The 23,571-nt window shown below is 72.0% G+C and carries 23 protein-coding genes; 7 read left to right on the top strand and 16 right to left on the bottom strand.

Annotated features, from left to right (window positions below; all coding sequences use genetic code 11):
• Positions 1–78: 78 nt before the first annotated feature.
• On the bottom strand, positions 79–282 hold the full coding sequence (locus tag K4G64_RS03070; protein WP_030852030.1) for a hypothetical protein: 204 nt from the start codon (positions 280–282) through the stop codon (positions 79–81).
• Between the two features lie 379 nt (positions 283–661).
• Positions 662–943 carry an acylphosphatase gene (locus tag K4G64_RS03065; protein ID WP_190902770.1) on the bottom strand — a complete coding sequence of 94 codons (282 nt, stop codon included), beginning with the start codon at positions 941–943 and terminating at the stop codon, positions 662–664.
• Positions 944–1,104: 161 nt separating this feature from the next.
• Between K4G64_RS03065 and K4G64_RS03060 the strand changes: the two genes are divergently transcribed.
• A complete protein-coding gene (locus K4G64_RS03060) occupies positions 1,105–2,247 on the top strand; it encodes a CAP domain-containing protein (RefSeq protein WP_221754452.1) in 1,143 nt (380 codons plus the stop codon).
• Positions 2,248–2,415: 168 nt separating this feature from the next.
• Complete coding sequence (locus K4G64_RS03055) at positions 2,416–2,814, top strand: helix-turn-helix domain-containing protein (protein ID WP_190902768.1); 399 nt, start codon at positions 2,416–2,418, stop codon at positions 2,812–2,814.
• Here K4G64_RS03055 and mutM read toward each other — a convergent pair.
• The 8 genes from mutM to recG all read right to left on the bottom strand — a co-directional run bounded on the left by mutM (position 2,804) and on the right by recG (position 10,212).
• On the bottom strand, positions 2,804–3,664 hold the full coding sequence (mutM, locus tag K4G64_RS03050; RefSeq protein ID WP_221754451.1) for a bifunctional DNA-formamidopyrimidine glycosylase/DNA-(apurinic or apyrimidinic site) lyase: 861 nt from the start codon (positions 3,662–3,664) through the stop codon (positions 2,804–2,806). The two genes, K4G64_RS03055 and mutM, sit on opposite strands and share 11 nt — an antisense overlap.
• 106 nt (positions 3,665–3,770) lie before the next feature.
• A complete protein-coding gene (rnc, locus tag K4G64_RS03045) occupies positions 3,771–4,619 on the bottom strand; it encodes a ribonuclease III (RefSeq protein ID WP_190902766.1) in 849 nt (282 codons plus the stop codon).
• Positions 4,620–4,626: 7 nt separating this feature from the next.
• Entirely contained in the window at positions 4,627–4,800 is a 174-nt protein-coding gene (gene rpmF, locus K4G64_RS03040; protein WP_003951102.1) for a 50S ribosomal protein L32, read from the bottom strand.
• A gap of 2 nt (positions 4,801–4,802) precedes the next feature.
• The gene (locus tag K4G64_RS03035; protein WP_221754450.1) at positions 4,803–5,453 is read right to left on the bottom strand and encodes a DUF177 domain-containing protein; all 651 of its coding nucleotides are present in this window, start codon (positions 5,451–5,453) and stop codon (positions 4,803–4,805) included.
• Positions 5,454–5,581: 128 nt separating this feature from the next.
• The gene (locus tag K4G64_RS03030; protein ID WP_221754449.1) at positions 5,582–6,670 is read right to left on the bottom strand and encodes an ATP synthase F0 subunit B; all 1,089 of its coding nucleotides are present in this window, start codon (positions 6,668–6,670) and stop codon (positions 5,582–5,584) included.
• Between the two features lie 121 nt (positions 6,671–6,791).
• A complete protein-coding gene (gene coaD, locus K4G64_RS03025; protein ID WP_185012222.1) occupies positions 6,792–7,271 on the bottom strand; it encodes a pantetheine-phosphate adenylyltransferase in 480 nt (159 codons plus the stop codon).
• Positions 7,272–7,297: 26 nt separating this feature from the next.
• Entirely contained in the window at positions 7,298–7,885 is a 588-nt protein-coding gene (rsmD, locus tag K4G64_RS03020; RefSeq protein ID WP_221754448.1) for a 16S rRNA (guanine(966)-N(2))-methyltransferase RsmD, read from the bottom strand.
• 107 nt (positions 7,886–7,992) lie between these two features.
• Positions 7,993–10,212 (bottom strand): ATP-dependent DNA helicase RecG, encoded by a 2,220-nt coding sequence (gene recG, locus K4G64_RS03015; RefSeq protein ID WP_221754447.1) that lies wholly within the window; start codon positions 10,210–10,212, stop codon positions 7,993–7,995.
• Between the two features lie 187 nt (positions 10,213–10,399).
• Between recG and K4G64_RS03010 the strand changes: the two genes are divergently transcribed.
• Complete coding sequence (locus K4G64_RS03010) at positions 10,400–12,238, top strand: HSP90 family protein (RefSeq protein ID WP_221754446.1); 1,839 nt, start codon at positions 10,400–10,402, stop codon at positions 12,236–12,238.
• Positions 12,235–15,174: a tetratricopeptide repeat protein gene (locus K4G64_RS03005; protein ID WP_221754445.1), complete on the top strand. Its 2,940-nt coding sequence runs from the start codon at positions 12,235–12,237 to the stop codon at positions 15,172–15,174. The genes K4G64_RS03010 and K4G64_RS03005 overlap by 4 nt, the downstream gene beginning before the upstream one ends.
• Positions 15,175–15,216: 42 nt before the next feature.
• Here K4G64_RS03005 and K4G64_RS03000 read toward each other — a convergent pair whose 3' ends face one another.
• On the bottom strand, positions 15,217–17,028 hold the full coding sequence (locus tag K4G64_RS03000; protein WP_221754444.1) for a DAK2 domain-containing protein: 1,812 nt from the start codon (positions 17,026–17,028) through the stop codon (positions 15,217–15,219).
• A gap of 268 nt (positions 17,029–17,296) precedes the next feature.
• Between K4G64_RS03000 and rpmB the strand changes: the two genes are divergently transcribed.
• The gene (rpmB, locus tag K4G64_RS02995) at positions 17,297–17,482 is read left to right on the top strand and encodes a 50S ribosomal protein L28 (RefSeq protein WP_004924906.1); all 186 of its coding nucleotides are present in this window, start codon (positions 17,297–17,299) and stop codon (positions 17,480–17,482) included.
• Positions 17,483–17,656: 174 nt separating this feature from the next.
• Here rpmB and thiD read toward each other — a convergent pair whose 3' ends face one another.
• Complete coding sequence (gene thiD / locus K4G64_RS02990) at positions 17,657–18,448, bottom strand: bifunctional hydroxymethylpyrimidine kinase/phosphomethylpyrimidine kinase (protein WP_221754443.1); 792 nt, start codon at positions 18,446–18,448, stop codon at positions 17,657–17,659.
• Positions 18,445–19,410, bottom strand: a complete 966-nt coding sequence (locus K4G64_RS02985; protein WP_221754442.1) for a thiamine-phosphate kinase — start codon at positions 19,408–19,410, stop codon at positions 18,445–18,447. The genes thiD and K4G64_RS02985 overlap by 4 nt, the downstream gene beginning before the upstream one ends.
• A 206-nt stretch (positions 19,411–19,616) precedes the next feature.
• Here K4G64_RS02985 and K4G64_RS02980 point away from each other — a divergent pair, with 206 nt between their 5' ends.
• Both K4G64_RS02980 and K4G64_RS02975 read left to right on the top strand, forming a co-directional pair.
• A complete protein-coding gene (locus K4G64_RS02980; RefSeq protein WP_031106939.1) occupies positions 19,617–19,850 on the top strand; it encodes an Lrp/AsnC family transcriptional regulator in 234 nt (77 codons plus the stop codon).
• Positions 19,851–19,870: 20 nt separating this feature from the next.
• A complete protein-coding gene (locus tag K4G64_RS02975) occupies positions 19,871–20,389 on the top strand; it encodes a DUF3515 domain-containing protein (protein WP_308122200.1) in 519 nt (172 codons plus the stop codon).
• Between the two features lie 81 nt (positions 20,390–20,470).
• Here K4G64_RS02975 and K4G64_RS02970 read toward each other — a convergent pair whose 3' ends face one another.
• From K4G64_RS02970 to K4G64_RS02960, 3 genes are read right to left on the bottom strand one after another with little or no spacing between them, the layout of a single operon-like run.
• Complete coding sequence (locus K4G64_RS02970; RefSeq protein ID WP_221754441.1) at positions 20,471–21,628, bottom strand: D-alanine--D-alanine ligase family protein; 1,158 nt, start codon at positions 21,626–21,628, stop codon at positions 20,471–20,473.
• A gap of 59 nt (positions 21,629–21,687) precedes the next feature.
• A complete protein-coding gene (locus K4G64_RS02965; protein WP_104781452.1) occupies positions 21,688–22,698 on the bottom strand; it encodes an NAD(P)H-dependent glycerol-3-phosphate dehydrogenase in 1,011 nt (336 codons plus the stop codon).
• Positions 22,695–23,480 carry a 1-acyl-sn-glycerol-3-phosphate acyltransferase gene (locus K4G64_RS02960; protein ID WP_221754440.1) on the bottom strand — a complete coding sequence of 262 codons (786 nt, stop codon included), beginning with the start codon at positions 23,478–23,480 and terminating at the stop codon, positions 22,695–22,697. Before K4G64_RS02960 ends, K4G64_RS02965 begins: the two co-directional genes overlap by 4 nt.
• Positions 23,481–23,571: the final 91 nt, after the last annotated feature.

The following is a 23,571-nucleotide window of genomic DNA, read 5'->3' as shown; positions in this document are numbered from 1 at the left end:
TCCCTTGCACTTCTGACAACTAGGCGGTTGTGACGGGCGGCCCAACCACTGCTGTGCTGTTGTGGAGCGGTGCAGTGATCAGGTGAGCGCAGGCTCCGCCTGGTGTGCGTCAACGCTCTCCATGATCCTGTCGTGAGAAGCGGCAGCCGTCAGCGCTTCGTTCTCCGCCTGGATTCGTCCGAGCTCGGATTCCAGGTCCTGGACGCGCTGCTGGAGCCGTCGCATCTCGGCGAGGAGTCGCGGGTCGGAGCCGCCGACGTAACCGAGAAGCGCCTTTGCCATGATGGATGGTCCTCCACAATGCGTGACCGACCGCTGCGGTGTGGGTCGTGAGGGATTCGCACCCGCGGTCTTGGCAGGGCCTGGAGTTGTGCTGCCGTTCAGCCATGCCAAACAGCTAAGGTGCGCGGGGCTTTCAGCGTCTCACCAAAAAGTTTGACGGTCAACACGATCACGCCCCGTATTGGGGGGCGACCCGGGCACGCGCGGCCTGGAAACGGCCGTACTGCGGCTTCTGCGGGGCCCTAGGGGCGTGGCGATCATCCTTGCGTGTGGAGCGGGCCAAGGCAAGCGGTTCTGGCAATCACCAGCGAGTTTCCCTCCGGGACGGCCGCCTGCGGCACGTCCGCGGGCGGCCCAGGGGGCCGCCCGGCGGGAGTGATCACCGGATGGCGAAGCCGTCGTAGCCGCCGCGAGGTGTGTCCCAGATCTCGGTGACACCGTCCACGCGTCCGGGCGTGTCGTCACCGTGGAGCCACTCCAGCAGCCCTTCGCAGCCCTCGCGCCCGCCCTCGGCGACCACCTGGACCCGGCCGTCGCCCAAATTGAGAGCAAAGCCACTCAGGCCGCCGATCTCCAACGCCTTGGCCCGCGTGAACCAGCGGAAACCCACACCTTGGACGCGTCCACGCACCCAGGCGACCAGTCGCACATCCTCGCTCATGACTGCAACCTAACCGTCCAATCTCTCTCCGGGCACTTCCTCCACTTGCGCCATGCGGTACCGTCCCCCCTCAACGAATCTCATATGAAACTCACACGATCGAGTGAGTTTGGTGTTGATCTCGAGGATGAGTCGACCGCCAGGACGAGGAAGGCCAGGACATGGGACGCCACCGACGCTCGGACGCCGGCCGCGCCGCCACGGGCCGCGCCACGGGAATCACCCACCCCGACGGCTTCGCGGGGGGCCACGATCCGCTGTACCCCACCGCGGACGACGCCCCGACGATGGGCATCGCGCCCTATCTGAACCCGGAGGCGTACGCCGGCAGCTACGCGACGACCGAGGCCTACCTCTTCGGGGACGCGGCGTCCGCCGCGGGTGACCGCTTCGAGGACACGGCCCTCTTCGCCAGTGACGGGTTCGCGAGCGACGGCTTCACGCCTGACGGTGGCGCGCGGCGTGCCGGTTCGCACCGCCGCCGCAAGAAGACCGCCCGCCCCATGCGCACCGGTCTGCTCGGAGTCTCCGCCGCCGTCGCCCTCGGCACGGTCGCGGTCGCCACCGGCGCCGTGCCCGGCCTCGACAACTACAAGCTCGGCGGAGGCGGCGGGGCCGACAAGGTCCAGGCCGGAAACACGCCGACGAACACCCCGGTCGAACAGGGCGGCACCTCCGGCAGCGCCGACAGCCGTGGCGAGGCGCCCACCAGCCGGGACGCCGAGCGTTCCGACTCGCCGTCGCCGTCCGCCTCGAAGTCGTCGGCCGCGCCGACGAAGACGCCGGAGAAGCCGGAGAAGACGCAGGAGAAGACCCCGGAGAAGAAGACGCCGGCGGCCACTCCGAGCAAGAAGCCGGACAACACGCCCTCGCGGACGGCCACGGAGGCGCCGAAGAAGCCCAGCGCCTCCGCCGCCCTGTCCGGGGAGTCCGCCGCGGCGGCCAAGGTCCTCAGCCTCGTGAACGAGGAGCGGGCCAAGGTCGGCTGCAGCCCGGTCGCCGCCAGCAGCGCTCTGGCGGGGCTGGCCCAGAGCTACAGCGAGGACATGGCCGCGCGGGGCTTCTTCGACCACACCGACCCGGACGGCAGCACCCCCTGGGACCGGGCCGAGAAGGCCGGGATATCCAACCTCGGCGGCGAGAACATCGCCCGCGGCCAGGCCGACGCCGCGGCCGTGATGGACGCCTGGATGAACAGCCCCGGCCACCGCGCGAACATACTGAACTGCGACTTCAAGACGCTGGGCGTCGGCGTCGAGCTCGGCTCGGGCGGCCCTTGGTGGACGCAGAACTTCGGCTACTGAGCCCGGCTGACCACGCCCAGGCGGCGGCCAGGCCCTCGTTGGTCTGAGCGCCGGGCGGCGGTTCAGGTCGCGCTCGGAGCCGGTGCTGCTGTTCCAGCCCGGAGAAGGGCACTAACTTGCAGTTAGTGCAACCTGTCGGTTAGCGCTGTGCTGGCGTACCCTGGTCGCATGACCACCACCCAGGAGCTCACGGAGGGGCTCGGCGACCTCCCGTACAACGTGTTCGCCAAGGCCTGTCCGTCGCGCGGCACGCTGGAGCACGTCATGGGCCGCTGGGGCGGCCTCACGCTCGGCGCCCTGTATGAGGGCTCGCTCCGCTTCAACGAGCTGCGCCGCCGGGTCGACGGGGTGAGCGAGAAGATGCTGTCCCAGACGCTGCACGCCCTGGAGCGCGACGGCCTCGTCCACCGCGAGGCCCAGCCGACCAATCCGCCCCGGGTGGACTACGAACTGACGCCGCTGGGACGCCAGGTGGCCGAGCGGCTGCTCGCCCTGATCCACTTCGTGGAGGGCAGCATGGACGAGGTCCTGGCCGCGCGCGAGCGGTACGACTCCGCTAGGGCGTGATCCGCGGCGGCCGCTGGCACGTCGGGCAGTAGTAGCTCGACCGGTTCATCCAGGGCCGCCGCCGCATGGGCGTGCCGCAGCGCCGGCAGGGCAGGCCCTCACGGCCGTACGCGTCGAGCGACCGGTCGAAGTACCCCGACTCGCCGTTGACGTTGACGTACAGGCTGTCGAAGCTGGTGCCGCCCACGGAGAGGGCAGCGTTCATCACGTCCCGCACATGGCCCAGGAGCATCAGGGTGCGCGGGCGCGTGAAGCCGGCCGTCGGGCGCTCGTAGTGGATGCGGGCGCGCCACAGGGCCTCGTCCGCGTAGATGTTGCCGACGCCGCTGATCAGCGACTGGTCCAGCAGGGCCCGCTTGATCGTGGACCGCTTGCGGCGCAGCGCCTGGTGGAAGGCCTCGTCGTCGAAGAGCTCGTCGAGCGGGTCCCGGGCGATGTGCGCGATGACATCGGGCAGGCCGTCGGGGGTGGTCTCGTGCAGCGAGAGGCCGCCGAAGGTGCGCTGGTCGACGAAGCGGAGTTCGGTGTCCAGGGTGTCCGTGAAGCGGACGCGGATGCGCAGGTGCTTCTCGTCCGGGGCCGTGTGCGGCTGCACCAGCAGCTGGCCGCTCATGCCGAGGTGGGCCAGGATCGACTGGTCCGTGTCCTCCAGGGGCAGCCACAGGTACTTGCCGCGGCGGCTGGGCACGCCGATGCGGTGGCCTTTCAGGCGGTGCGCGAAGTCGTCGGCGCCCGCGAGGTGGCGGCGCACCGCGCGCGGGTGCAGCACCTCGGCCTCGGCGACGGTCCGGTGGGCGACCCACCGCTCGAGACCGCGCCGTACGACCTCGACCTCGGGCAACTCGGGCATGGGGTCCCCCGTCACGTACCTGTGGATGACGCGAGCGCCCGCCCCGGGCAGGGGCGGGCGCTCGGGTGCGCTGTGCGTGCCGCCCCCCGGAAAGGGGCGGCGGCGGTCAGCCGTCGGCAGGGCCGTCGGTGACCGTCCGGGCGGCCTGAGCAGCTGCCGTCTGCGTCTCCTCGGCGGCCTTCGCCGCCTTGGCACGCTCGTCCGCCGCGGCCCGGATGGACCGCCATGCGGACTCGGCGGCCTGCTGCTCCGCCTCCTTCTTGCTGCGGCCGGTGCCGGTGCCGTACGAGACGCCTCCGACGCGGGCGGCAGCAGTGAAGGTCTTCTCATGGTCGGGGCCGGTCTCCGTGACCAGGTACTCGGGAACACCGAGCCCCTCGGTCGCGGTGAGCTCCTGGAGACTGGTCTTCCAGTCCAGGCCGGCTCCGAGGTTCGAAGACTTTTCGATCAGGGGGTCGAACAGGCGGTGCACCAGCTCCGCCGCCGAGTCCAGTCCCTGGTCGAGGTAGACCGCGCCGATCACCGCTTCCAGCGTGTCGGCGAGGATGGACGCCTTGTCCCGGCCACCCGTGCCCTCTTCGCCCCGGCCGAGCCGGATGAAGGAGCCCAGGTCGAGCCCGCGGCCCACCTCGGCGAGCGCACGCGAGTTCACCACCGCGGCCCGCAGCTTGGCCAGCTGGCCTTCTGGGAGGTCGGGGTGGGTGCGGTACAGCGTGTCCGTGACCACGAGGCCGAGGACGGAGTCCCCGAGGAACTCCAGGCGCTCGTTGGTCGGCAGACCGCCGTTCTCGTATGCGTACGACCGGTGGGTCAGTGCGCGCACCAGAAGGGCGGACTCGAGCTTGTAGCCGAGCCGCCCTTCCAGAAGCGTGTGGGACGAGGCCTGGTTGTCCGCCGGAGCACTCCCGCTCGCACGGGAAGACTTGTTCTTAGGCGTGGACACAGTGCCTCTCACCAGCCGCTCAGACCTCGAGGACCTGGCGCTTGTTGTAGGTGCCGCAAGACGGGCACGCGATGTGCTGCTGCTTGGGCTCGTGGCAGCGCTCGCACGCAACCAGGGTGGGGACCGCAGCCTTCCACTGCGACCGGCGGTGGCGCGTGTTGCTGCGCGACATCTTCCGCTTCGGAACAGCCACGGCTACTTCTCCTGCTTCTCGTCGACGCCCGCTTCCGCTTCGGCGCCGCTCATCTCGTCCTTCTCGCCGTCCTTCATGGTGCCGGCGAGTCCCTGCAGTGCCGCCCAACGGATGTCGACGGCGTCGTGGTGGTGGTCCGGGTCGTCCGCCAGCCGCGCGCCGCACTCGGCGCACAGACCGGGGCAGTCTTCCCGGCACACCGGCTGCATCGGCAGTGCGAGCACCACCGCATCACGCAGCACGGGCTCGAGGTCGAACAAGCCGTCCTCGAGGAAGAGCCTGTCCTCGTCGTCCTCGGCGTCGTCGCCCGGTTCCGCGATCACGCGGCCCCGGTCGTCGGCGTCAGGGTACGAGAACATCTCCTGGAACTCCGCTTCGAGCTCCTGCTCGAGCGGCTCCAGACACCTTACGCACTCCCCCTGGGCGGCGGCACGGGCGGTGCCTGTGACGAGCACCCCTTCCATGACCGACTCCAGGCGGAGTTCGAGCTCCACCGGGGCGCCTTCCGGCACTCCGATGACTCCCTGGATACCGAGGTCCGTGGGAGCGTCGACCGTGCGGGTCAGGCGCTGCAGCGCACCAGGCCGCCGGCCCAGCTCGTGTGTGTCGAACACGAGGGGGTTGCGGTGGTCGAGGCGGGCGTTCAGGGCCATTCCTGCTTTCGATCTGGTGAGCTCGGGGCACGCTGCCCTTCGGTGTTCCCGGGCAGCGTTGATCGCGGACGTACGCGCGACCGAAGAGCCAGGATACTGGACCTTTCGCTGTCGGCCCAATCCGGTGCTCAGCCCTGGCCGCGGCCCTGCTCGTAGGCCCGCAACTGCTCGGCGCTGATCATGCCGGTGTCGAAGAGGCTGGTCTCGTCGAGGGCGTACCCCTGCTGGGCGTGGTGGCCCTGCTGCTGCGCCTGCTGCTGGGCCTGGTTCGGGTCGTACGCCGCCTGCTGGGGGTCGTAGCCCTGGTACGCGTAGGGATCGGCGTGCTGGTAGCCGTAGGGGTCCTGCTGGGCCGCGTAGGCCTGCTGCGGGTAGCCGGCGTACGGATCCTGCTGCTGGACCGGGTCGCCTCCCGCCGGGGCGTAGCCGGCGGCCGGGGCGTACGTCGGCTGCGCGTAGTCCTGCTGGTGGGCGGGCTGCCCGGCCGGGGCCTCCCGCTCGGCGAGGGCGGCCAGGTCGGCGAGGTAGTCGGCGTCGCTGGAGTGCTGGACGGTGCCCGTGTCGTCGGCGAGGGCACCGAGGTCGTCGGTGGCGATCCGGCCGTGCAGCTTCTGCCGGCCGCGGCCGACGGCCTCCAGCGTCTTGGCGAGGACCGCCTCGAAGGCACCCAGCTTGACGTCGACGTACTCGTCGGCGCTGCGGCGCTGGGTCTCCGGGTCGTGGCTGCGCTCGGGGGCGTCCTCGTCCTCGTAGCCCTGCTCGTCGGTGCCGGGGCCGGTGCCCAGGAGCTTCTCGCGGCCGCGGCCGACGGAGCCCAGGGTCTTGGTGAGGACGACCTCGAAGTTGGCGAGCTTGGAGTCGACGTACTCGTCGGCCTCGGCGCGGATCTCCTCGGCCTCCTGGCGGGCCTCGGCGAGGATCCGGTCGGCCTCGGCCTGGGAACGGCGGGCGACCTCGGTACCGGAGGTCAGCGACCCGCGCTCGGCGTGCGCGCTCTCGATGATCTGCTGGGCCTCCTGGCGTGCCTGCTCGACCATCTGCTCGCGGCCACCGATCAGCTCCTGGGCCTGGGCGAGGGAGTCGGGCAGGGCCGCGCGCACCTCCTCCAGCATCGCGAGCAGGTCGGCGCGGTTGACCACGCACGAGGCCGACATGGGCATGGACCTGGCGCCGGAGACCGCGGAGACGATCTCGTCGAGCTTCTTCTGCACGTCCACCGTGTGCTCGCCACTCTCTACAGATGCGTTGGAGACGGACGGGACGACTGTACGGCCATGGGGTCCACGGCGGACACCGGGTGACGGGCAGTCAGGCCCCACAGGGGCCCCGGGGGACGGTTCAGTCCTTCCTCAGGCGCTCGGTGAGCTCGCCGAGGACCTCGGCCGGGACCAGGTGGGAGACGTCGCCGCCCCAGGTCGCGACCTCCTTGACCAGGGAGGACGACAGGAAGCTGTAGGTGGGGTTGGTGGGGATGAAGAGGGTCTCCACGCCCGAGAGGCCGTTGTTCATCTGGGCCATCTGCAGCTCGTAGTCGAAGTCGCTGACCGCGCGCAGGCCCTTGACGATGGCGGGGATGTCGCGCTGCTTGCAGAAGTCGACGAGCAGGCCGTGGAAGGCCTCCACACGGACGTTGCCGTACTCGGCGGTGACCCGGCGGATCAGGTCGATCCGCTCCTCGATCTCGAACAGGCCCTTCTTGGCCTGGTTGATCATCACCGCGACGTAGACCTCGTCGTACAGCCTGGAGGCGCGGGAGATGATGTCGAGGTGTCCGTTGGTGATCGGGTCGAACGACCCGGGACAGACGGCGCGGCGCACTTGTGATCCCTCGCTCTCCGGTCCGGTCATCGTGCGTCTTCGCACGTAGAGGCGGCGCGACCGTACCAAAACGTTCCCTCGCCGTAGCGACGGGCCCTCAGGGGTTCGAAGCCCTCGGGCCACCGGAATTCACCGCCTCTGGTGCTGCGCTCCACGGTGACGAGGGCTTCCTCCGCGAGCCAGCCCTCGGTGCGGAGTGTGAGGAGGATCTCCCGAAGATCGTCGTCCGTGACGGCGTACGGGGGATCGAGGAAGACGAGGTCGTAGGGGTCGCCAGGGGGTGTCGCGCGGATGATCTGTTCCGCTTTGCCCGCTCTGACGTCGGCGCCGGGGAGGCCGAGGTTCTTGACGTTCTCGCGGACCGTGCGGACGGCTTTGGCGTCGGCTTCGACGAGGAGGGTGTGGCCGGCGCCCCGGGAGAGGGCTTCCAGGCCCACGGCCCCGGATCCCGCGTACAGGTCGAGGACGCGCTCGCCGTCCAGGGGACCGCCGAGGAGGGACTGCCAGGTGGAGAAGAGGCCTTCGCGTGCGCGGTCGGAGGTGGGGCGGGTGCCGGTGCCGGGGGGTACGGCGAGTCGACGTCCGCCGGCTGTGCCGGCGATCACGCGGGTCATCTCGGGTCCTTGGTTGTGGGTTGCATCAAGGTTCAGTGTGGCTGGTCGCGCCCGCGCGGCGGTAGCCGCATATGGCTTACAGCCCCGCGCCCCTGGGGCGGCGTCACTCACCCCTTTTCCAGGTACTGCTCCCTTTCCTCGTCCAAGAGGGCGTCCAGAGCCGTCCGGAGAGCGGGGAGACGGGTCAGCTCCGGGTCGTCGGCCACGACGGCCGTCGCTTCCTGTCTGGCCTCGGCGATGATCTCCTCGTCCTCGATGACGGCGAGGACCTTCAAGGATGTGCGGGCACCCGACTGAGCCTGGCCCAAGACGTCTCCCTCGCGGCGTTGTTCCAGGTCGATGCGGGAGAGCTCGAAGCCGTCGAGCGTGGAGGCGACGGCGTTCAGCCGCTGGCGGGCCGGGCTCGCCTCGGGCATCTCCGTGACCAGGAGGCAGAGGCCGGGGGCCGAGCCGCGGCCGACGCGGCCGCGCAGCTGGTGGAGCTGGGAGACGCCGAAGCGGTCGGCGTCCATGATCACCATGGCGGTGGCGTTGGGGACGTTGACGCCGACCTCGATGACCGTCGTGGCGACCAGGACATGGGTCTCGCCGGCGGCGAAGCGGCGCATCACGGCGTCCTTGTCGTCGGGGTGCATCCTGCCGTGGAGCACCTCCACCCGCAGGCCCTGCAGGGGGCCCTTGGCCAGCTGGTCGGCCACGTCGAGGACGGCGAGGGGCGGGCGCTTCTCCGCCTCGTCCTCCGGGGACTTCTTCCTGGCGGACTTCTTGGGGTCGTCCTCCTCGTCGCCGATGCGGGGGCAGACGATGTAGGCCTGGTGGCCGTTCTCCACCTCCTCGCGGACCCTTTCCCACGCGCGGGACAGGAAGTGGGGCTTGTCGGCGGCCGGGACCACATGGCTGGCGATCGGGGAGCGGCCGGCCGGGAGCTGGTCGAGGACGGAGGTCTCCAGATCGCCGAAGACGGTCATGGCGACCGTGCGCGGGATGGGTGTGGCGGTCATGACGAGCAGATGCGGGGGCTGTTTGCCCTTGCCGCGCAGGGCGTCGCGCTGCTCGACGCCGAAGCGGTGCTGTTCGTCGACCACGACCAGGCCCAGGTCGTGGAACTGCACCTTGTCCTCGATCAGCGCGTGCGTGCCGATGACGATGCCGGCCTCGCCGGTGGTGAGGTCGAGCAGGGCGTGCCGCCGGGCGGCCGCTCCCATGGAGCCGGTGAGCAGCACGACCTTGGTGGCCTGCTCGGCCCCGCCCAGCATGCCGCCCTCGGCCAGCTCGCCCATCATCTCGACGACGGACCGGTGGTGCTGCTGAGCGAGCACTTCGGTGGGCGCGAGCATGGCGGCCTGCCCACCGGCGTCGACCACGGCGAGCATGGCGCGCAGGGCGACCAGGGTCTTGCCCGAACCCACCTCCCCCTGCAACAGCCGGTGCATCGGATGGTCGGTGGCCAGGTCGTCGAAGATCTCTCTCGAGACGCGCTGCTGGCCGTCGGTGAGGGTGAAGGGGAGGCGGGCATCGAAGGCGGTGAGGAGGCCGTCGGGGGCCGGCTTGCGCGGGACGGCGGGGAGTTGGGCGTCCGCGTGGCGGCGGCGGGCCAGGGCGACCTGGAGGACGAAGGCCTCGTCCCACTTGAGGCGGGAGCGGGCGTCCTCGATGTCCGCCTTGGTGTGCGGGCGGTGGATCTTGAGGAGGGCCTCGGGGAGCGGGACCAGGCCGCGGCCCTCGCGCAGGGTGTCCGGGAGCGGGTCGACGGCCTCCTGGGCGGTGGGCAGAACCGTCTGGATCGCCTTGCCGATCTTCCAGGACTCGAGCTTGGCGGTGGCGGGGTAGATCGGAATCAGGGCGCCCGCCCAGGTCTCGACGGACTCCTCCGGGTCGCCGCGCAGCAACTCATAAGCCGGATGGGCGAGTTGGAGGCGGCGGTTGAAGACGGAGACCTTGCCCGCGAACATCGCGCGGGTGCCCGGCAGGAGTTCCTTGTGGGGCTTGTGGACGCCCGCGCCGAAGAAGACCAGTTGGAGCCGGCCGCTGCCGTCCGTGATCGTGACCTCCAGGCGCTGGCCCTTGCCGCGCGGGGCCTTGGCGGAGGCGAAGGTGTGCAGTCGGGCATCGGCGACCTGCGCGACCACCGTGACGTGCTCGTCCATGGGGAGGTCGGCGAGGTGGGTGAGCTGGCCGCGCTCCTCGTATCTGCGCGGGTAGTGGTGGAGGAGGTCGCCGACGGTGAGCAGGCCGAGGTGCTCGGCCATCACCTTCGCGGTGGCGGGGCCGAGCACCGACTTCAGCGGTTGTCGCAGGGGTTCTTCCAGTGCGGGCACGAGATCCATTGCACACCACGCCACTGACAATGGCTTCCAGGCCGCGGCCGGATCGTCGTAAAGATCCCGGAAACCCCTGGTCACGCCGCTGGTTCGGGTCTTAGGATGACGCGCCCCCGGCCCTCCTTCGCGGTCACCGCCCCACCGGGACCGCCCGACCCCGCGCCGTCGCGAGTCCCCCACCGGCGCCGTGAAGATGGACTCCCAGACCTCACAGGCATCCCAGCCCTCCCCTTCGCCCCAGCCACCTCATACGTTCCAGGTCGACCTGCGTGGTCTGGTGGACCTGCTCTCCCACCACCTCTACTCCAGCCCCAAGGTCTATCTGCGCGAGCTGCTGCAGAACGCCGTGGACGCCGTCACGGCCCGTCGCGCGGACGAGCCCGACGCCCCTGCCCGGGTGCGGCTGTACGCCGAGGGCGGTGCCCTGCGTGTCGAGGACACCGGCGTGGGGCTCACCGAGGCGGACGTGCACAGCCTGCTGGCCACCATCGGGCGCAGTTCCAAGCGCGCCGAGGGGCTGGAGGAGGCCCGGTCCGACTTCCTGGGGCAGTTCGGCATCGGGCTGCTGGCCTGTTTCGTGGTCGTTGAGCGGATCCGGGTCGTCAGCCGCAGTGCCCGCACGCCCGGGGCGCCGCCGGTGGAGTGGACGGCGTCCGACGACGGTTCCTACACCGTGCGGACGCTGCCGGACGCCGAGCGGCCCGAACCGGGCACGACGGTGCATCTGGTGGCCCGGGCGGGGGCCGCGGAGTGGCTCGCGCCCGGGCGGGTCGCGGAGCTGGCCCGGGACTTCGGGTCGCTGCTGCCGTACGACGTCCGGGTCGGCGACGAGGCGGTCACCGACCTTCCGGCGCCCTGGGACCGTCCGTACCCGGGCCCGGCCGCGCGCCGGGTCGCCCTCGCCCGGCACTGCCACGACCTGTTCGGCTTCACCCCGCTGGACACGATCGACCTGTCCGTGCCGCTGGCCGGCATCCGCGGGGTGGCGTACGTACTGCCGTCGGCGGTGAGCCCCGCCCAGCGCGCGGGGCACCGGGTGCACCTGAAGGGCATGCTGCTGACCGAGCGGGCCGAACAGCTGCTGCCCGACTGGGCGTTCTTCGTGCGCTGTGTGCTCGACACGGACAGTCTGCGGCCCACGGCGTCACGCGAGGCGCTGTACGAGGACGAGACGCTGGCCGGGGTGCGGGAGGCGCTGGGCGAGCGGATCCGGGCGTGGCTCACGGGGCTGGCGGCCGGGGATCCCGAGCGGCTGGCCGCGTTCCTCTCGGTGCACCACCTGGGCGTGAAGTCGCTGGCCCGGCACGACCGGGAGATGCTGCGCACGATGCTGCCGTGGCTGCCGTTCGAGACGACCGACGGGCGGCTGTCCCTGGAGGAGTTCGCGCAGCGGCACACCGTGGTGCACTTCACGCGGACCGTCGAGGAGTTCCGGCAGGTCGCGCCGATCGCGTCCGCGCAGGGCATCGGTGTGATCAACGGCGGCTACACCTACGACAGCGAGCTGGTGCAGGCGCTGCCGTCGGTGCGGCCGGGCACCGTGGTCGCCGAGCTGGACGCGGAGACGGTCACCGCGCATCTGGACGCGGTCGACCCGGCCGAGGAGCTGGCCCTGTCGGGCTTCCTGGCGGCGGCCCGGGCCCGGCTCGACCCGCTGGGCTGCGACGTCGTGCTGCGGGCCTTCCACCCGCTGTCGGTGCCCGCGCTGCACCTGGACGACCGGGACGCGCGGCACGAGCAGGCCCGGGCGGACGCCGAGGCGCAGGCCGACGACCTGTGGGCGGGCATCCTCGGGTCCCTGCGGGGCAGCGCTCCCCGCGCGCGTCTGGTGCTGAACCATCTCAACCCGCTCGTGCGGCGGATCAGCGCGCTGCCCGACCCGGAGCTGATCGGCACGGCCGCGGAGTCGCTGTACGGGCAGGCGCTGCTGATGGCGCAGCGGCCGCTCAGGCCGGCCGACTCGGCTCTGCTCAACCGCGCGTTCATCGGTCTCCTGGAGTGGGCCACGCACAGCGAGGACGGTCGGGCATGAGCGAGATCACGGACTTCGACGCCCTGCGCGCGGCGATGGCGGAGAACTCCGGGCAGCCGGAGGGGCCGGCCCGCAACACGCGCGCGGAGGAGCTGCTGACGGCGGCCGAGAAGCTGAACATCCCGCTCGCCGTGATCGAGGCGCTCGGGCACCAGCTGAAGGTCTACAACTACAGTTCCGAGAAGGGGAAGATGTTCGTCCCCTTCGCGCGGCTGCTGCGCATGTGGGACGAACGGCCCGAGGACTTCGACGAGTACGAGACCCACTCGCTGCACTGGGTCTTCAAATGGGTCTCGGCCGGCATGCTCGACCAGCCGCACATCCCGCTGACGTCGATCGAGAAGTGGCTCGGCGAGATGGAGCACCGCTACCGGCTCGCCGGGCACTCCGAGCGGGCCGTGCGCAGCGCCGAGCACAGCGTGGCGGCGCATGTCGGTGACGTGGCGCGGGCCGAGCGGGCGTACGCCGCGTGGCTGGCCGCCGACCGGGACAGCATGGCCGACTGCCACGCCTGCGAGCTGCACGGCCAGGGCTGGTGGCAGGCGGAGCAGGGGCGGGACGCCGAGGCGCTGGAGCTGTGGCGGCCGGTGCTGGAGGGCGAGTACACCTGCGCCCACGAGCCGCACACGGCCCTCGCCTCCTGTCTGGTGCCGCTGCTGCGGCTGGGCCGCCTCGACGAGGCCCGGGCCTGCCATCTGCGGGGCTTCCGGCTCGTCCGGGCGATGGAGAGCATGCGCGGCGCGTACGCGGACCACGTGGAGTTCTGCGCGCTGACCGGCAACGAGGCACGGGGCCTGGAGCTGCTCGCGGAGCGCCCGGCGTACTTCACGGACGACGGGCAGCCGCGGAGCAGGCTCGACTTCATGAGCGTGGTGGCCCTGCTGATGGACCGGCTGACCGTGCTCGGGCTGGGCGACCGGCAGGTGCCGGGTCCGGCCGGGCGGGAGTGGACCGCCCGCGAACTCGCCGCGCACGCGCGCGGGGAGGCCCTCGCCCTGGCGGCGCGCTTCGACGAACGCAACGGCACGGCCCATGTGAGCGAGCGGGCACGCGCGCGTATGGCACGGCAACCGCTGGTGGAGCGGCTGCCGCTGGGAGTGCGGTCGGTACGGCCGACTCCCCCGCCCGCTCCCACCGCGGCTCCGGTTCACGTGACCGGGCAGCCGGATCTGCCCGCGCTGCTGGCCGAGGCACGGCGGCTGTCGGATCACCTGCGGCCGGGCGCCGTGGAGGCCTGGGCGGCGGCGGCCGAGGCCGCGGAGGGCGTCGAGCTGGACCCGCGCGACCGTGCCGAGATGGCCGACCACGAGGCGATGGCCCTCGGCCCCGAAGGGGCCGACCTCTTCGAACGGGCCGCCGAGCTCTACGCGGAGGCGGACGACCCGGGCGAGGCCCTGGCGGCACGCGCGCGTGGGGCGTACGTCCGCGCGCTCGCGGGTGACGTGGACGGCGCCGCCGTGGCGGTGACCGGCCTCTACGACGAGGTCCTCGCGCTGTACGCCGCCGACGGCACGGGGATACGGCAGACGGCGTCCGTCGTGATGAGCCGGGCGCGGATCCTGACGCGCCGCACGCACGGCGCCGAGGGCGACGGAGCGGTCCTCGGCGAGGCAAAGGCCGCCGTACGGGAGGTCCTGGCACTCGTCGACGGGCGGACCGGGGAGGACGTGCGGCTGGCCGCGCGGGTCGCCGAGGCGCAGGCGATGCTCGGGGAACTGGCGGGGCTGGCCGGGGATCTGGAGACGGCCGCGGAACTGTTCGCCCGGGGCGCGTCGGCGTTCGTCGCTGCGGGGTTGCCGTGGTTCGCGGTGGAGTACGAGGCCCGGCTGGCCTCCCTCGCCCACCACCTCGGCGACGTGGCTCAGGCGGAACGAGCACTGCGGGCGGCCCTGGAGCACGGCGGGCAGCAGCTGGAGGCGCCCGGGCGGGCCCAGTTGCACCTTCAGCTCGCAGAGGTCGTGGGCGGCCGGGGCGACGCCGTGGAGGCCGCCGAGCACGCGCTGGAGGCCGCCCACTGGGCCGACGAGGCGGGCGACTCGGCGACGCTCGGTGCCTGGGCGCGGCAGCAGCTCGGCGGGTTCCTGCTGCGGCAGGGCCGGTGGGCCGAGGCCGCGGAGGTGCTGGAGGCGGCCCTGCCCGACCTGACCGCCGAGACGCACGGCGACGGGGCCCTCGTGCAGACGCAGTGGTGGCTCGGCGACTGCCTGAGCGAGCTCGGCGAGCACCGCGCCGCCGCCGAACGGCGCCTGCAGGCCGCCGAGATCGCCCGGCACTGGCCCGAACAGCAGGACCACGCGACGCTCGCCCATCTGGCCGGGGAGTCCCTCGGGCTGGCCGGACTGCCGGCCGAGGCGGACCGGGCCTACGCCCGCGCGGGCGACCTGTGGCGCGCGCTCGGCAACACCCACGGGCTGATCCGCTCCCTGCGCGCCCGCGCCTGGCTGGCCCTGCGGGAGGAGGACGGGCTGGACGAGGCGCGCGGTCTGATGGCGGGGGCGGTCCGGGAGGGCGAGGCGGCACAGAAAGGGGCGGCCGACGAAGAGGCCCGGCAGCAGCTGACCGCCGAACTCGGCCACACCCACGCACAGTTCGGCGACCTGCTGACCCGTTCCGCCGTCGAGGACATCGAAGACGCCTCGGTCCGGGACCTGTTCGAGGAGGCGCTGGCCCAAGTGGTCCAGGCGGTGGAGGTGTTCGCCTCCCTCGGGGACGGCGCCCTGCACAGCCGCACCGGCGCGGAACTGGCCGCGGGCCGACTGGAGGCCGACCTGGACCGCCCCGAAGACGCGGTGGCACGCGCGCGTGGGGTGCTGGCTGCGTACGAGGGGTACGACGGCGCGGTGACGGGCGACGGTGAGGGCGAGGCCGAGGCGGTGCGGGCCCGGCGGGCGGAGGCGGAGCAACTGCTCCGGCTGCTGACGGAGCGGCCGGACTGAGGAGGCGCCGGCCTGTCGCACGCCCTGTGCGGCAGGCCCGCCCTACTCCACGCCGATGAGGAGCAGGGCTCCCTGCCTACCGCCCCGGTACACGACCGTGTCGACGGCGAGGTACCCCTCGCGGACCCGGCCCTCCAGGTGCCCGGCGACGGTGTCGGGAACATCGTCGCCGAGGACCAGGGTGACCATCTCGCCCCCGGCCGAGAGCATGCGGTCCAGGACGGCCGCGGCCGTCACCGCGAGGTCGGAGCCGATCACGGCCACGTCCCCGTCGATCAGGCCCAGGACGTCACCGGCCTGACAGATGCCGGCCATCGTCCAGGACTGGTGTTCGGCGATGGTGACCTCGGCGTAGCGGGTGGCCCCGGCGGCGGAGGTCATGGACACGACGTCCTCGTCGAAGCGGCGGTCCGGCTCGTGCACGGCCAGCGCCGCGATGCCCTGGACCGCCGAGCGGGTCGGGATCAGGGCCACCCGGATGCCCTCCGCGCGGACCTGCTCGGCGGCGGCCGCGGCGGTGTGGCGCAGGTCGGCGTCGTTGGGCAGCAGCACGACCTCGCGCGCGTGGGCCCGCCGTACGGCCTGGACCAGCTCGCCGCTCGCGGGCGGCTCCCCGGGGCGGGCGAGCACGGTCGTCGCGCCGGCCTCGGCGTACAGCCCGGCCAGGCCCTCGCCGGGCACGACGGCCACGACGGCCCGCTGGGCGCGCTCCCGGGGCGGCCGCTCGGCCCCGGTGGTGTGGACGTCGCCGGCGCCGAAGTGGGTGATGCGGATGCGGTGGGGCCGCCCGGCCTCGATGCCGGCCTCGACGGCGGCGCCCGCGTCGTCGACATGGACGTGGACGTTCCACAGCCCGTCCCCGCCGACGACGACGAGGGAGTCCCCGAGGGCGTCGAGCCGCCCCCGCAGCCGCTCCACGGCCGCGTCCTCGGCATCCAGCAGGTAGATCACCTCGAAGGCGGGCCCTTCCTGGCCGGGCAGGGGTGCGGCGCCGTCGGCGCACTCCGCCGGGGCGCCGTCGGCCGGGGCGTGGCCGTCGTCGGAGACCTGGCCTTCGGCGGGGTCCACGCGCGCGTGGGGGACCCCGGCGAGCCCGGTGCACGCACTCCCCGCCACCCCCCGGGTGCGCTCCCTCTCCCCCGTGAACGTCTCCACCAGCGCCCCGAGCACCGCGACCAGCCCCCGCCCGCCGGCGTCGACCACCCCGGCGCGTTCCAGGACGGGCAGCTGGCCCGGGGTCGCGGCGAGTGCCGTGCGCGCTCCGTCGTAGGCCGCCCGGGCCACGGTCCCGCAGTCGCCCTCCGCGCCGTCGGCCGCGTCGGCGGCGGCCGAGGCGACCGTGAGGACGGTGCCCTCGACGGGATGGGCGACGGCTCTGCGGGCGGAGTCGGCCGCGTGCCGCAGGGCGAGCCGCAGGCCCCGGCCGTCGGCGCGGGCGGTGTCGTCGCCGGCCAGCACCTGGGCCATGCCGCGCAGCAGCTGGGCGAGGATCGTCCCGGAGTTCCCGCGAGCGCCGATCAGGGCGCCGTGCGCCATCGCCCGGGCGGCGTCGGCGAGCGTGGGCTCTCCCACGGTCCCGGCGGCCGCGTTCCCGGTGTCCGTGTCCCCGGCGCCGGCTCTCCCGGCACCCACCGCGGCTTCGGATCCCGCCGCGTGCCCCGCGAACACCGCCTCGACCGCCGCGACCGCCGACTCCACCGTCAGATACAGATTGGTGCCGGTGTCGCCGTCCGCCACCGGATAGACGTTGATCGCGTCGATCTCCTCACGCGCCCGCCCCAGTGTCTCGAGCGCGAGACCGCACCAGGTGCGCACCGCGAGAGCATCGAAGAATGTCTGCGGCACCTGCGCCACTACGCCTCCCTGAGCTGCTGGACGTGGCTCGCAGCGTAGACCCCGGGGCGGTGCCGACCGGAAGAGGGAGGGGCCGGGCCCCTGAGCTGCCATGGTAGTTTCGTTCTACGGGTGCAGCCGTTGTATGCTGCTCCGGTTGCCCGATCTGATCGGGCCTTCCCCCTGGCAACGCCACTCAGATTTCGACCGGCTCCCTCGGAGCCCGAGAATCTTGATCCCGGCCTGCCGGGATCAACCGTAAGTGCATCTGAAGTCTTTGGAGTGACCCGTGGCTGCCAACTGCGACGTCTGCGGCAAGGGGCCGGGCTTCGGCAACAACATCTCGCACTCGCACCGCCGTACGCCCCGTCGCTGGAACCCGAACATCCAGCGTGTGCGTACCGTGGTGGGCGGGACGCCGAAGCGCGTGAACGCTTGCACCTCGTGCATCAAGGCCGGCAAGGTCTCGCGCTGACGCTCAGCTAGCGCGCGGCCACTGCTGGTTCGCTGCAGAGCCGGTCCACCTCTGGTGGGCCGGCTCTTTGCCGTGCCTGCGAGACCTGCCCCGGGGTGCCGCGGCCGCGCCAACGCACCGTGACACCCCACCCGTGGCACCGCACCGCGATACCGCACCCCGGTGCCCCGGTCGCTATACGTCGCCGCGGAAGCGCCAGCCGTGATCCACCGGCCCGATCCCCCCGCCGAGCGCGAACCCGGCCGCGACGGCCCCCGTGACGTACTCCTTCGCCGCCGCCACCGCCTCCGGCACGGACCGCCCCTTGGCGAGCCCGGAGGCGATCGCCGAGGCGAGCGTGCAGCCGGTGCCGTGGGTGTGGCGGTTGTCGTGCCTCGGCGCCCGCAGCCAGTGTTCCTCGGAGCCGTCGGTGAGCAGGTCGACGGCGTCCCCGGGCAGGTGCCCGCCCTTGATCAGCACCCAGCGCGGCCCGTACTCCAGGACGGCCGCCGCAGCCCCCCGCATCTCCCGCTCCGACTGGACCTGGACCCCGGTGATCTGGGCCACCTCGTCGAGGTTCGGCGTGGCGACCGTCGCCGCCGGAAGGAGCTTCGTACGGACCGAGTCCAGCGCGGAGGCGGCGAGCAGGGCGTCGCCGTGCTTGGAGACGCCGACCGGGTCGACGACCGCCGGGGCGTCCGTCCCCGCGATCAACTCGGCGACCGCCTCCACGAGTTCCGCGGAGGCCAGCATCCCGGTCTTGACCGCCTGGACGCCGATGTCGTCGACGACACTGCGGTACTGGGCCCGCACGGCCTCCACGGGCAATTCCCAAGCCCCCTGCACGCCGAGGGAGTTCTGCGCGGTCACCGCCGTCACGACGCTCATGCCGTGCACGCCGAGCGCGAGCATCGTCTTGAGGTCGGCCTGGATGCCCGCGCCTCCGCCGGAGTCGGAGCCCGCCACCGTGAGGACGCCCGGGATCATGACTCTATGTCCCCGAAGTGGTCCCAGCCACCCTTGCTGGTCCACGGCGCCCCGTCGACCGTCACCTGAGGCAGCGCCGAGGGGTTGAGGACCTCGCCGATCACCTTCCAGCGGGCGGGCAGCTTCACGTCCGGCGGGAACGTCGCCACGATCGCGTGATCCTCTCCCCCGGTCAGCACCCACTGCATGGGATCGACCCCGACGGCCTGCCCGATGTCGTTCATCTGCGACGGGATGTCGATCGCGCCGGAGCGGATGTCGATCCGCACCTTGCTCGCCTCGGCGATGTGCCCGAGGTCCGCGATCAGCCCGTCGCTGACGTCGCACATCGCGGTCGCCCCGAGCCCGGCGGCGGCCGGACCCGCGTGATACGGCGGCTCGGGCCGCCGGTGCGCCTCCACGAACGCCCGCGGCGAGCGGAACCCCCGGGACAGCACCGCGTACCCGGCGGCCGACCAGCCCAGCCAGCCGGTCACCGCGACGAGGTCGCCGGGCTGCGCGCCCGCCCGCGTCACCGGCTCCTGGTTGCGCAGATCGCCGAGCGCGGTGATCGACACCATGATCGAGTCGCCGCGCACGACGTCACCGCCGACCACGGCCGCGCCCGCCACCTGGCATTCGTCGCGCAGGCCGTCCATCAGCTCGCTCGGCCAGGTCACCGGCAGCTCGGCCGGGACGACCAGACCGAGCAGCAGCGCGGTCGGCACGGCGCCCATGGCGGCGATGTCGGCGAGGTTCTGCGCGGCCGCCTTGCGACCCACGTCGTAGGCCGTCGACCAGTCCCGCCGGAAGTGCTGGCCCTCCACCAGGATGTCCGTGCTCGCCACGACCCTGCGGTCGGGTGCGGCTACCACGGCGGCGTCGTCGCCGGGGCCGACCCGGACCGCCGGGGTGGTGGTCAGACGGGAGGTGAGCTCCCTGATGAGCCCGAACTCACCGAGCTCACCAACAGTGCCCTTCATTGCCCTTTCTCCCCTTCTGTCCCTGTCCGTGCCCGGTCGCGAGGCCTCTCGGTCCTCGCTACGGTCGAAGTGACCGTCAAGTTCTGCCGGACCTGCACCCCGGCACGCACAACCCGGTCCCCACGGGTCTCCCCGCGGCGAGTGGCGACGCGATACCGTGGCGTTCCTTTTCCCCACATGATCCTCGTGGCCGCCCTGGAGGTTCCGTGGTACAGGCGTACATCCTGATCCAGACCGAGGTCGGGAAGGCCTCGGTCGTCGCCGAGACGATCAGCAAGATCCCTGGGATCATCCAGGCCGAGGACGTGACGGGACCCTACGACGTCATCGTGCGGGCCCAGGCCGACACCGTCGACGATCTCGGCCGCATGGTGGTCGCCAAGGTCCAGCAGGTGGACGGCATCACCCGCACCCTGACCTGCCCGGTCGTCCATCTGTAGCCCCCGTCTACCCTGTGCCGGTGAACTCTTTCCGTCACCGGCACCGTTGTGTCCACCGCGTGTTCCGCCTGCCCGCTGTCGCGCTGTTGATCACTGTTGCGGGCTGCTCCTCAGCAGACGACAGCGCGTCGGCGGCGGTTCCCAGTCCAGACACGAAGGTCGCGGAACTGTGCCGGAACCTGGACAAGGTACTGCCCGAGAAGGTGGACGGTGAGCGCCGGGCGGATCCCGAGCCCTCGTCGGCACTGACGGCGGGCTGGGGCAGCCCGGCGATCATACTGCGCTGCGGTGTGCCGCAGCCGCCGAAGATGGTCGATCCAAAGGTCGCCGAGGGACGGGATCCGGATGCCGTCGCCGGGGGCGTGAACGGGGTCGACTGGCTGATGGAGGAGCAGGACGGCGGGGGGTACGTGTTCACCACCGCCAACCGGGAGGCGTACGTCGAGGTCCGGGCGCCCAAGGGCGTGGACAGCTCGGGTGTGTTGATCGATCTTGCCGCGGCAGTGAAGAAGGCGATCCCCAAGGGGATCGCCTCCTGATCGCGGGGCTGGTGCTCTCGTCCTGAGTCCGCGGGCCGTTCATGGCTGATCGCGCAGTTCCCCGCGTCCTTGCGGGTCGATTCAGCGCAGGCCCGTCGAGCGCCGCAGCGCCGCCCGCACCAGCAGGTCGATCAGCTCCGGGTAGCTCACCCCGCTCGCCTGCCACATCTGCGGGTACATCGAGATGGGCGTGAAGCCGGGCATCGTGTTGATCTCGTTGATCACGAACTCGCCGTCCTCGGTGAGGAAGAAGTCCGCGCGGACCAGGCCCTCGCAGGACGCCGCGTCGAACGCGTCGACCGCCAGGCGCTGGACCTCGGCCGTCTCCTCCGGGGTGAGCGGCGCCGGGACGAGCCCCGGGGTGGAGTCGATGTACTTGGCCTCGAAGTCGTAGTACGCCTGCGCCTGGGGCGGGGGGATCTCCGCGGGGAGGGAGGCGCGGGGGCCGTCCTCGAACTCCAGGACGCCGCACTCGATCTCGCGGCCGCGCAGCGCGGCCTCCACGAGGATCTTCGGGTCGTGCCGCTGGGCCTCGGCGATGGCCTCGTCGAGGCCGGAGAGGTCGTCGACCTTGGTGATGCCGATCGACGAACCGGCCCGCGAGGGCTTCACGAACAGCGGCCAGCCGTGCTCGCCCGCGAAGTCGACGATCTTCTTGCGGGCGGCGGCCCGGTCCTGCTCCCACTCACGGGGACGCACCACCACGTACGGGCCCACCTTCAGCCCGAACGAGGTGAACACCCGCTTCATGTACTCCTTGTCCTGGCCCACGGCCGAGGCGAGCACACCCGAACCCACGTAGGGGACGCCGGAGAGCTCCAGGAGGCCCTGCAGGGTGCCGTCCTCGCCGTACGGGCCGTGCAGCACCGGGAAGACCACGTCGACCTCGCCGAGCGCCTTGGGGACCGATCCCGGCTCGCTGTAGACGACTTCGCGGCTGGCGGGGTCGACCGGGAGGATCACCGCGCCCTCGGCCGACTCGGCGAGCAGGTCGACGCTCGGCGGGCGCCGGTCGACGATCGCCATCCGCTCCGGTTCGTCCGCCGTGAGCGCCCAACGCCCGTCCTGGGTGATGCCGATCGGCAGGACGTCGTACTTGGTCCGGTCGATGGCCTTGAGGACGGCGCCGGCGGTGACCACGGAGATCCCGTGTTCGGAGCTGCGCCCGCCGAACACGACGGCCACACGCGGCTTGCGAGGCGGCTGCTCGGGGCTCTGGGGGAGGTTCTCGGTGCTCATATCGGGTTGAGGGTACCCGTTGGTAGGGCCCCTGGTAAGCGCCGTCGGCCTCGCGTCGCTCAGCGTCGTTCGGGCTTCGCGCTGCGCGACATCAGCTCCTTGAGGGCCACCACCGGGGGCTTGCCCTCGTGCACGATTCCGACGACCGTCTCGGTGATCGGCATGTCGACTCCGTGCCGGCGGGCCAGATCGAGCACCGACTCGCAGGACTTGACGCCCTCGGCGGTCTGCTTGGTGACCGCGATGGTCTCCTGGAGGGTCATGCCCTTGCCGAGGTTGGTGCCGAAGGTGTGGTTGCGCGACAGCGGCGAGGAGCAGGTGGCCACCAGGTCGCCGAGGCCCGCGAGTCCGGAGAAGGTCAGCGGGTCGGCGCCGAGCGCCATGCCGAGCCGGGTGGTCTCGGCGAGGCCGCGGGTGATGAGGGAGCCCTTGGCGTTGTCGCCCAGGCCCATGCCGTCCGCGATGCCGACGGCGAGGCCGATGACGTTCTTCACGGCTCCGCCCAGTTCGCAACCCACCACGTCCGTATTGGTGTACGGGCGGAAGTACGGCGTGTGGCAGGCGGCCTGGAGCCGCTGGGCGACGGCCTCGTCGGTGCAGGCGACCACGGCCGCGGCCGGCATCCGCGCGGCGATCTCCCGCGCCAGGTTGGGCCCCGTCACCACGGCGATCCGGTCCGGGCCGACCTTGGCGACGTCGTCGATGACCTCGCTCATCCGCATCGCGGAGCCGAGTTCGACGCCCTTCATCAGCGACACCAGGACCGTGTCGGGGGCCAGCAGTGGGCTCCACTCGGCGAGGTTGCCGCGCAGGGTCTGCGAGGGGACCGACAGGACCGTGAAGTCGGCGTCCGCGGCGGCCTCGGCGGGATCGGTGGTGGCCCGTACGTTCTCCGGGAGCTCGACGCCCGGGAAGTAGTCGGGATTGGTCCGCGTGGAGTTGATCGCCTCCGCGACCTCCGGGCGGCGCGCCCACAGGGTGACCTCGCACCCCGCGTCGGCGAGCACCATGCCGAAGGCCGTACCCCACGAACCGGCGCTCAGAACCGCCGCCTTGACCGGCTTGCTCACTTGCCCAGCCCCTCTTCCTGCACGGTCTGTCCGGACTTCTGGTGCGTCTGCGCCTGGGTGCGGCGACGCTGCTCGATCCGCTCCCTGCGCGGGTCGTACGGCGTCCTGGGCGCCTTCTCGCCGCGGATCAGCTCCAGCTGTTCGGTGACGGCGGCCATGATGACCTCCGTGGCCTCCTTCAGCAGCTCCGCGGTCATCTCACGGTCGTAGAACCGCGCGAGGTCCACGGGCGGCCCGGCGAGCACGCGGTGCGTCTTGCGCGGCAGCAGATGCGGCTTCTTCGCGTACGGCGGCAGCAACTCGTTGCAGCCCCACTGCGCGACGGGGATCACCGGGCACTTGGTCTGCAGGGCGACCCGCGCGGCCCCGGTCTTGCCGGTCATGGGCCAGCCGTCCGGGTCGCGGGTGAGGGTGCCCTCGGGATAGAAGGCGACGCATTCCCCCCGGTCCACGGCGTCGATCGCGGCCCGGAAGGCGCTCAGCGCGTCCGTGCTCTCGCGGTAGACGGGGATCTGTCCGGTGCCCCGCATCGCGGCTCCGACGAATCCCTTCTTGAAAAGCCCGCTCTTCGCGAGGAATCGCGGGACGCGCCCGGTGTTGTACTGAAAGTGCGCGTAAGCGAAGGGGTCGATGTGCGAATTGTGATTCACCGCGGTGATAAATCCACCCTCTGCCGGAATGTGCTCCATTCCGCGCCAGTCCCGCTTGAGCAGAACCACCAGCGGCGGTTTGCAGATCACCGCGGCGAAGCGGTACCAGAAGCCGATTCTGCGGCGGGGCACGCGGACACCTTCCTCTAGGGCCTGAAGCCGGGGCCACGGGGGGCCGCACAAGTGTCGCCCCAGGCCGCCGGTCTGTCGAGAACACCGTACG

The organism is Streptomyces sp. WAC04114 (genome assembly GCF_019733245.1).
GTDB lineage: Bacteria > Actinomycetota > Actinomycetes > Streptomycetales > Streptomycetaceae > Streptomyces > Streptomyces massasporeus_A.
Note: the sequence above shows the minus strand (reverse complement) of the source record. Positions and strands in the feature narration are given on the sequence as shown.

What these genes read in the sequence shown, in the direction of transcription:
- K4G64_RS03065 (WP_190902770.1), bottom strand. Translation starts at nt 943, where the DNA reads ATGAGCGAGGATGTGCGACTGGTCGCCTGGGTGCGTGGACGCGTCCAA.
- K4G64_RS03005 (WP_221754445.1), top strand. Translation starts at nt 12,235, where the DNA reads ATGAGCGAGATCACGGACTTCGACGCCCTGCGCGCGGCGATGGCGGAG.
- thiD (WP_221754443.1), bottom strand. Translation starts at nt 18,448, where the DNA reads ATGATCCCGGGCGTCCTCACGGTGGCGGGCTCCGACTCCGGCGGAGGC.
- K4G64_RS02985 (WP_221754442.1), bottom strand. Translation starts at nt 19,410, where the DNA reads ATGAAGGGCACTGTTGGTGAGCTCGGTGAGTTCGGGCTCATCAGGGAG.
- K4G64_RS03070 (WP_030852030.1), bottom strand. Translation starts at nt 282, where the DNA reads ATGGCAAAGGCGCTTCTCGGTTACGTCGGCGGCTCCGACCCGCGACTC.
- mutM (WP_221754451.1), bottom strand. Translation starts at nt 3,664, where the DNA reads ATGCCCGAGTTGCCCGAGGTCGAGGTCGTACGGCGCGGTCTCGAGCGG.
- rsmD (WP_221754448.1), bottom strand. Translation starts at nt 7,885, where the DNA reads ATGACCCGCGTGATCGCCGGCACAGCCGGCGGACGTCGACTCGCCGTA.
- K4G64_RS03060 (WP_221754452.1), top strand. Translation starts at nt 1,105, where the DNA reads ATGGGACGCCACCGACGCTCGGACGCCGGCCGCGCCGCCACGGGCCGC.
- K4G64_RS03035 (WP_221754450.1), bottom strand. Translation starts at nt 5,453, where the DNA reads ATGGCCCTGAACGCCCGCCTCGACCACCGCAACCCCCTCGTGTTCGAC.
- K4G64_RS03055 (WP_190902768.1), top strand. Translation starts at nt 2,416, where the DNA reads ATGACCACCACCCAGGAGCTCACGGAGGGGCTCGGCGACCTCCCGTAC.
- K4G64_RS02970 (WP_221754441.1), bottom strand. Translation starts at nt 21,628, where the DNA reads ATGAGCACCGAGAACCTCCCCCAGAGCCCCGAGCAGCCGCCTCGCAAG.
- K4G64_RS03010 (WP_221754446.1), top strand. Translation starts at nt 10,400, where the DNA reads ATGGACTCCCAGACCTCACAGGCATCCCAGCCCTCCCCTTCGCCCCAG.
- recG (WP_221754447.1), bottom strand. Translation starts at nt 10,212, where the DNA reads ATGGATCTCGTGCCCGCACTGGAAGAACCCCTGCGACAACCGCTGAAG.